Origin of the sequence: Streptomyces sp. NPDC057307 (assembly GCF_042667665.1) — a bacterium.
Taxonomy (GTDB): Bacteria; Actinomycetota; Actinomycetes; order Streptomycetales; family Streptomycetaceae; genus Streptomyces.
In genome coordinates, this window is the sequence record NZ_JBHUZM010000237.1 from 1 (window position 1) to 6,363 (window position 6,363).

The window sequence follows — 6,363 nt, forward strand, 5'->3', positions numbered from 1 at the left end:
GCTCCGGGCCGACGACCGGTCCGGAGCCCCGCGGTATGTCCTCGCTCAGCCGACCACCGACGCGCAGGTCGTCGGTGTGGCACGGCCCGGATCGAGCGCGTTGGCCACCTCGTGGAACGCGATCCGGTCGAGCAGCCCGATCGCCAGGTGCTCGGAGATGTTCACCGCGCACAGGTCCTGGAGGGTGACGTTGCGTACGTCGGGCCCGGACAGGAACTGGCTGCGGTACGGCGTGACCACCTGGTCGTAACGGGTCGCGATGACGGTGTACTTGACCCCGGGCACGGTGTCACCGCCCGCGTTGAGCTTGGTGAGGAAGGCCGATCCCGCGATCTGGTCGGCGAGTCCCGGGGTCTTCTCGGTCAGCAGATCCTCCGCGCCGGGGAAGTGCGGCAGCAGGTTCGTCAGACCGAGCAGGTTCGTGCCGTGGTTGTCGGGGGCGAGTCCGACGAGGGCGTTCACCTTCGGTGCCCCGCCGAGGAACTTGAGGTAGTAGCGGGGCATCATGCCGCCCTGCGAGTGGCCGACGATGTCGACCTTCGACGTCCCCGTGGCGGCGAGCACCCGGTCGACGTACGCGCTCAGTTGCTCGGCCGACTTGTCGATGGGGCCGAGGCCGTTGAAGAACGGCACTCCGGGGAGCTGCCCGTAGTCGAGGGAGAAGACGCAGTAGCCGCGGTTCACCAGGTACGGGGCGAGACCGAGCCAGTTGTCGACGGAGTTCGCGAAGGTGCCGTGGACGAGGACGACGGGGCGGGGGTGGGCGGTGGACGGCTTGCAGGAGTAGTTGTTCCAGCCACTGCTCGCGGCGGCGGCGGTGACGGCTGTCGGGGTCGCGGTGGGGGGCGCGGTGGGGGCCGCGACGGCGGGGGCGGTGGTGGCGGCCGTGACCGCCAGCAGCAGCGCCGCCAGTGGTCCGAACGCGCGTTTCCAGGGCAGCATCGAGCGATCTCCTCGCGGCTCAAGGGGAAAAGGCGATAGCTGTCAGCCCTGTGGCCCGGACCACACGATTGGCTGTGCTCATGCCAAGTTACGCACGAGTAGGAACAGGAAGGGAAGTTACGCGTCGGTAAAAGATTGAACGGATGCCGACGCCGCGCCCCGCCCCGCCGTCACCCCTCACCAGGCGGCTTGCGCCAGGTCATGATCTCGGTCGGCGGAAGACGCTCCGCGAAACGGCCGTCGGACGTCGCCTCCCGCAGCAGCGCGCGCAGATCCCGCTCGAAGTCCGCCAGCCTGTCGCCGAACAGATGCGGCGCGGAGTCGGACCGGGAGAACACCCATGCCACGACGGCGTCCACCGGACGGTCGACCACATCCCCGGCCGGCACGACATGCCGTCGGAAGTCCTCGAACCCCGCCCGCGCCAGAACCAGGTCCTCCCGGTTCGGCGTGCCGTTGACGAGCGTCCCCTGCCCCGCGCGCCGTACCGGACCCAGATACCGGCGCACCAGCTCACCGATCCGCTCGTACGGAGGAGCGGGCCGCGGCAGCGGCGCCGTCGCCGCGAGGGGATTCTTCAGATCGCCGACATGAACGAACGCGCCTCCCGGCTCCAGCATCTCCCGTACGGCGGCGGCGGTCCGGTCGCGGTCCGTCCAGTGGAACGACTGGGCGAACACGACGGCCCGGAACTCCCCCAGCCCGGCGGGCAGTTCCTCGGCGCGGGCGGCCACCCAGCGCGCGTTCCCCACCCCACGGCGCTCGGCCCGCCGCCCGGCCTCCGCCAGCATGTCCTCGTCCGGGTCGACGCCGACGGCCTCGGCGACGTACGGCGCCATGGCGAGCGTCACGGTGCCCGGCCCGCAGCCGACGTCGAGCAGCCGCCCCCGCCCGTCCAACCCGAGGACGGTGGCCAGTCTGCCGGCGAAGCCCGGGGCGTACGGCAGCCGGCCCCGCTCGTAGTGGGCCGCGCTTCCCCGGAACAGGGTGCTGTCCCACCGCCATCCGTCAGGCATGTCGATTCCGCTCCGCTCGATGGGTGTGTGATCCGGGGTGTGATCCGAGAACTCTAGAGTCGCGGCGCCTTCGGCGCGGACGCGCGTACGGCCAGCGTGCCGGGCACGACCGCCCTCGGGCCGAACCTGGCACGGGCCCGGTCCGCCACCGCCTCGATCCGGCGCGCCCGTTCGTCCAGGGGGTCGAACGTGAGCTGCCGGGTGGCCCGTTCGGCCGGGGCCAGCCCCTCGGCACGCAGCGACAGGCCCCGTACCCGCGCCCGTTGGAGCCCGAGCGAGTCATGGATCCGGTAGGCGACGGCGATGAGCGTGCCGGAGTGCGCGGTGGGTTCGCGCAGCGTACGGGCGCGGGTGGTCGTGGACCGGTCGGCGTATCGCACCGTGAGCGTCAGGGAGCGGCACACCTGCCCGTCGACCCGCATCCGGCCCCCCAGCTCCTCGGTGATCGAGAGCAGCGCCGACCGGTGCCGGCCCTGGTCCAACTCATCGTGCGGGAAGGCCCGTTCGGCGGCGAGCGAGCGGGCGGACGCGTTCGGGACGACCGTCGTACGGTCGATGCCGTGGGCCTTCTCGTACACCTCGCGCCCCATCCGCACCCCGGCGACCCGTTGCAGTGTCGACAGCGGTACGACCGCCGTCCTGCCGACGGTGCCGAGTCCGTACGAGCGGAGCGTACGGGCGGTCGCCGCGCCGACCCCCGGCAGCGCGGCGACCGGCAGCGGCCCCAGGAACTCCGCGACCGCCCGCGGCTCGTCCGGGACCGTCAGCGTGGTGCCCGGCGCCGCCCGGCGCGCGGCCATCGTGGCGAGCATCGGGGTCGCGGCGACGCCGATCGCGCAGCCGGCCCCGACATGGGCGAGCGCCCGTACCCGCAGAACGGCGGCGATCTGGGCCGCGTCCTGCCCGAAGTACCGCTCGGCGCCGCGCACATCGACGAGCGCGGAGTCCGGCGGCAGCGCCTGGACGACCGGGCTGAGGTCCTCGATCAGCCCGAGCAGGGCGGGCAGCGCGGCCTCGATCCCGGTCTCGGCCTCGTGGTGGAACCGTACGCAGAGGATCATCCCGCGCTCCCTCTCATCCCGCGCTCCCCGGACTGGCGTGCCAGAACTTCCTTCCGGTGGGCAGTCCTTCACCGGGCGGCCGGAGATCGGCCCAGGGGTTCATCGCATAGCCCGTGGACATCTCGATGCGCCGGCCGTTGTCCGCCTCGGCCCCCCGACCCGCCGTCGGCGCCGGCGCGTCGAGCGCGGCGGCGACCGCCTCCAGGCCGCCTTTCTCCCGCAGTTCGACCAGCTCCGCCAGATTCCAGGCCGCCGCGCCGACCACGCTCAGACTCCGCGCCCCGCGCCGCTGCACCACTCCGCGCACCAGCAGCAGCCAGGAGTGGAAAACGGTGTGCGCGCACGCCTCGTGGCTGTCGTCGAAGAAGGCGAGGTCGACCAGGCCCGTACCGTCGTCCAGCGTCGTGAAGATGACCCGCTTGCCGGAGCGGATCGGCGGGGTCTGGGTGGCCACCTTGGCGCCCGCGACCAGGACGGTCGCGCCGTGCGGCGCCTCCCGCAGCCGTTTCGCCGACAGCACGCCCAGCTCCGTCAGGAACGGGTAGTGGTCCGCCATCAGATGGCGGGACGCGTCCATGCCGAGGACACCCAGCTCGGCGCTCAGCCGCTCCGCGTCGCCCAGGTCGGGCAGGCCCGCGGGAGCCGTCCGCCGCCCTCCTTCCAGGGGGAGTTGGTCCCCCTGCCCGCCCGCGCGCCGCGTCGCCCCGTGCAGTTCCGACAGATGCAGCAGCAGATCCCGTCTGTTGGCGCCGAACCCGTCCAACGCGCCCACCTGCGCCAGCCGTTCGGCGACCGGACGGCCGGGCCTGGCGCGCTGCCAGAAGTCCAGCAGCGAGGAGTACGGCTGTCCGGCCTCGATCCGCGCGGTCTCCGCCTCGCTGATGCCGTGGACGTCGGAGAACGCGAGCCGCACCCCCCATGTACCGGCCCCTTCATCAGACACCAGTTCGATTCGATGGACCGCCGCCGACCGGTTCACGTCCAACGGCAGCACCGGCACCCCGCGCCGCCGCGCGTCCGCCAGCAGCAGCCGCTTCGGGTACATGCCGGGGTCGTGCGTCAGCAGCCCGGCGAGGAACGCCGCCGGATGGTGCGCCTTGAGCCAGGCCGACTGGTACGTCGGTACGGCGAAGGCGACGGCGTGCGCCTTGCAGAAGCCGTACGACCCGAAGGCTTCGATGATCTCCCAGGCGCGGCCGACGACTTCGGGGCCGTACCCCTTCTTCCCGGCCTCCTTCTCGAACCAGATCTTGATCTTCGCCTGCGACTCGGGATGGGAGAGCCCTCTGCGTACCTTGTCCGCCTCCTCCCGGCCGCAGCCGGTCATGATGTCGACCATCTTGATGATCTGCTCGTGGAAGACGACCACGCCGCAGGTCTCGCGCAGCGCGTCCGCCAGGTCGTCGTGCGGATAGCGGACGGGCGCGCGGCCGTGCCGGGCCTCGATGAAGGGCCGCACCATGTCGGCGGCGACCGGGCCCGGCCGGAAGAGCGAGATGTCGACCACCAGGTCGTGGAACGTGTCGGGCTGGAGCCTGGCGACCAGATCGCGCTGGCCCGGCGACTCGATCTGGAAGCAGCCGAGGGTCTCGGCGGAGCGGATGAGGCGGTACGTCTCCGGGTCGCCCGCCGGCACCTGCGCCGGATCGTCGATGTCCAGCTTCTCGCCCGTGGCGCGCCCGATCTCGGCGACCGCGTGCGCCATCGCCGACTGCATCCGCACGCCCAGCACGTCGAGTTTGAGCAGCCCCAGCTTCTCGACGTCCTCCTTGTCGAACTGGGACATGGGAAAGCTCTCGCCGCTGGTGGGCACGACCGGCGTACGGCGCAACAGCGAGGCGTCGGAGAGCAGCACTCCGCAGGGGTGCATGGCGATTCCGCGCGGCAGCGCGTCCAGCGCCTCCACCAGGTCCCACAGCCGGCCGTGCCTCGCCCCCTCCTGCCGGGACTCCTTCGCCACCTCGCGCAGTTCGGGCAGTTCGTCCATCGCCGCGCGGGCGTCGCGCGCCCGGATGTGCGGGAAGGACTTGGCGATCCGGTCGATCTCGGCGGGGTCCATGGACAGGGCGGCGCCCACGTCCCGTACCGCGTGGCGGACCCGGTAGGTCTCCGGCATGGCGACGGCGGCGACCCGCTCGGGGCCGAAGCGGTCGAGGATCGCGCGGTAGACCTCCAGTCGCCGGGCGGACTCGACGTCGATGTCGATGTCCGGCAGTTCGAACCTGCCGTTCGGATCGGCGAGTCTGCGCTCATTGAGGAAACGTTCCATCAGGAGTCCGTGCTCGACCGGGTCCGCGTGCGCGATCCCCAGCAGATGGTTGACCAGCGAGCCGGCCCCCGAGCCGCGTGCCGCGACCCGGATGCCCATCTCCCGTATGTCGTCCACCACTTGGGCGACGGTGAGGAAGTACGAGGGATAGCCGAGCCGTTCGATCGTGCCCAGCTCGGCCTCCGCCCGCCGCCAGTAGTCCACGTTCCGGTCGTAGCCGCGCCGCACCAGGCCCGCGGCCACCCGCGACCGGAGCACCCGGGCGGCGGTCCGCCGGTCGGCGCCGACCAGCCTCGGCTCGGGGAAGTGGACGGTGCCGATACCGAGATCGCCCTTGGGGTCGACCCGGCAGCTCTCGGCCGTCTCCCGTGTCATGGCCAGCAGCCGGTGCGCGGTGCCCCGGCCGAGCCCGGCCGACTCGGCCACCAGCTCGGCGGTACGGGCCATCGCCGCGGGGTCCTTCAGCCAGCGCTCCCCGCTGTCCAGGCCCCTGCGCGGGTCGATGGGCACCAGCCGGCGGGCCGCGTCGAGGACATCGGCGACCGGGCCCTGGCCGGGGTCGGCGTACCGTACGGCGTTGCCGAGCACGGCCCGTACGCCCTGCTCGACGGCGAAGCCGAGGGTACGGGCGGCGTGCCGCAGCGAGCCCGGTCCGGTGCCCTGCCGCCCGTGGTGGACGACCTCAAGACGCAGGGCGTCGCCGTAGATCTCCCGCCAGGCGGCGAGCAGCCGGGCGGCGTCGCCGGTCCGGCCGGCGGCCAGTGCCCGGCCGACGCCGGAGTCGGGGCCGAGGAGCACGACGACGCCCGCGCCGTGATTGTCCTGCCAGGGCAGCAGCGGGCCGCCGTCCCCCGCGGCGTGCGCGGTGGTGACGAGCCGGCACAGGTCGGCCCAGCCGGTGGCGCCGTCGCGGGCGAGGAAGACGGTACGGGGCGCGGACTCGTCGATGAAGGCACCGCCGCGGGCCCGGGGGCGCCGCCCGACCGCCGGCCCCGCCGCGGACCCCCCGGCCGCCGGGGGGTCGGCCCCCCCCCCCGCCACCCCCCACCCCGGGCGGATCTACGCCACCACGCAC

The 6,363-nt window shown here is 73.0% G+C and carries 4 protein-coding genes; all 4 read right to left on the reverse strand.

Going from position 1 to position 6,363, the window contains the following annotated elements:
• Positions 1–45: 45 nt before the first annotated feature.
• The 4 genes from ACFUN8_RS36585 to ACFUN8_RS36600 all read right to left on the reverse strand — a co-directional run bounded on the left by ACFUN8_RS36585 (position 46) and on the right by ACFUN8_RS36600 (position 6,329).
• Positions 46–942, reverse strand: a complete 897-nt coding sequence (locus ACFUN8_RS36585) for a lipase family alpha/beta hydrolase (RefSeq protein ID WP_383647546.1) — start codon at positions 940–942, stop codon at positions 46–48.
• Positions 943–1,112: 170 nt separating this feature from the next.
• The gene (locus ACFUN8_RS36590; RefSeq protein WP_383647548.1) at positions 1,113–1,958 is read right to left on the reverse strand and encodes a class I SAM-dependent methyltransferase; all 846 of its coding nucleotides are present in this window, start codon (positions 1,956–1,958) and stop codon (positions 1,113–1,115) included.
• A 53-nt stretch (positions 1,959–2,011) separates the two neighbouring features.
• The gene (locus ACFUN8_RS36595; protein WP_383647551.1) at positions 2,012–3,019 is read right to left on the reverse strand and encodes a hypothetical protein; all 1,008 of its coding nucleotides are present in this window, start codon (positions 3,017–3,019) and stop codon (positions 2,012–2,014) included.
• Between the two features lie 13 nt (positions 3,020–3,032).
• The gene (locus ACFUN8_RS36600) at positions 3,033–6,329 is read right to left on the reverse strand and encodes a DNA polymerase III subunit alpha (protein ID WP_383647553.1); all 3,297 of its coding nucleotides are present in this window, start codon (positions 6,327–6,329) and stop codon (positions 3,033–3,035) included.
• Positions 6,330–6,363 lie beyond the last annotated feature (34 nt).

Excerpts from the sequence above, each read along its gene's own strand:
- ACFUN8_RS36585 (WP_383647546.1), bottom strand. The coding sequence starts at position 942 with ATGCTGCCCTGGAAACGCGCGTTCGGACCACTGGCGGCGCTGCTGCTG.
- ACFUN8_RS36590 (WP_383647548.1), bottom strand. The coding sequence starts at position 1,958 with ATGCCTGACGGATGGCGGTGGGACAGCACCCTGTTCCGGGGAAGCGCG.
- ACFUN8_RS36595 (WP_383647551.1), bottom strand. The coding sequence starts at position 3,019 with ATGATCCTCTGCGTACGGTTCCACCACGAGGCCGAGACCGGGATCGAG.